This is a genomic window from Stenotrophomonas acidaminiphila, from assembly GCF_001431595.1.
Classification (GTDB): Bacteria; Pseudomonadota; Gammaproteobacteria; order Xanthomonadales; family Xanthomonadaceae; genus Stenotrophomonas; species Stenotrophomonas acidaminiphila.
The window spans coordinates 1-854 of sequence record NZ_LDJO01000107.1; the positions used below are offsets into that span (position 1 = coordinate 1).

The window sequence follows — 854 nt, forward strand, 5'->3', positions numbered from 1 at the left end:
CCATGACGTTGCGTTCCTTTTCCGCGGCGGCCTTGGGGGCCACGGCCGGGATCAGGAGCATCATCAGGGCTGCCAGATGGAGTGCGATTACGAAGGCGATACCGGCGATGCGGGGCCAGCTCAGACCCGTCTCTTTCTCGCCGTCATACCTGTGGTGGAAAACCAGTTGTTCCGTCATGCGCCAAGAGCTCATTAGTGGGGCCGGGACGCCGCTGTTCCGACGCCCCTGATTCAGCGGTGCATGACACCGCAGGAACCTCCAAGCTTATACCAATCCTGACCGGCTGCGCATCACAAATGCAGCTGTTCAGGCGTTATTCCTGCTTACTTCAGGTTGATGATCTTGTCTGCATCGGCCGGGTTCTTGACACCTTTAGCCTTTGCATCCCGGGCCGCCTGCTTGGCCTCGGGAATCCGCCCTTCAGAGTGCAGTACACGCGCCAGATTCAGGTAGGTCTCGCCATCCTTGGAAAGCGGGGCGGCCTTCTGCCACGCCTCGATGGCCTGCGGGATCTGGTCGGAGTAGTAGTACGACTGCGCCAGCGCCAGGTATGCCTGGTAGTCCGGCTTGAGGATGCCCTTGGACATGCCCTCGTTGATCACCGCAATGACGTCCTTTTCCTTGTTCTCGGTGTTGGCATAGATCGAGTACAGCTGCTTGTACTCGCGCTCTTCGGTGAGCTGTCCGGCCGTACGCAGCTTGTCCATCACCGCGGCGGCCTTGTCCATCTGGTCGGCCTGCATGTACATGCTGGCCAGGTTCAGTTGCGCCTTCTTGTCGGCCGGGTTCCTGGCGGCCAGCGCTTCGGCGGCCTTGACCGCTTCGCCGGTCTGGCCGGCCTCGGCGTAGAATG

1 protein-coding gene and 1 pseudogene are annotated in these 854 nt (G+C 61.1%); both read right to left on the reverse strand.

The genetic code is table 11. The annotated features are described in order from the left end of the window. A pseudogene (locus tag ABB33_RS17845) lies at positions 1 to 178 on the reverse strand (energy transducer TonB); the annotation flags it as partial. A 146-nt stretch (positions 179 to 324) separates the two neighbouring features. Beyond that, on the reverse strand, positions 325 to 854 hold a 530-nt coding region (locus ABB33_RS17850), incomplete at its 5' end, for a tetratricopeptide repeat protein (protein ID WP_152985162.1).